Consider the following 313-nt stretch of genomic DNA (forward strand, 5'->3'; position numbering starts at 1 on the left):
AGAAATAAAAAAGCCATTTGTGGTAGACTTTTGAATATCCCTAATCAAAAGAGAGGTAACCACAAATGACTTATAAACATCTTACCACACGTGAATTAACCTTTATATATAATTTTTGGAAACAAGATATTAAAGCCTATCATGCCGCTAAAGCTCTTAAACGTTCCAGCGAAACCGTTTATCGTGTTTACCGGTTTCTAGATGCTGGTAATTCAATTAGTCAATTTCAAGAAAATCATCGAGTTAATAAAACTCATTGCGGTCGAAAAGCAATTGAATTACCAGAAGATGAAACCAAATACATTAAGCAGAA

1 pseudogene is annotated in these 313 nt (G+C 32.9%); it reads left to right on the forward strand.

Features of this window, described 5'->3' with window-relative positions:
* Positions 1-65: 65 nt before the first annotated feature.
* Positions 66-313: pseudogene (locus tag FC65_RS11265) on the forward strand (IS30 family transposase); the annotation flags it as partial.

The sequence above is a fragment of the Ligilactobacillus acidipiscis DSM 15836 genome (assembly GCF_001435755.1).
In the GTDB taxonomy this organism is placed as follows: domain Bacteria; phylum Bacillota; class Bacilli; order Lactobacillales; family Lactobacillaceae; genus Ligilactobacillus; species Ligilactobacillus acidipiscis.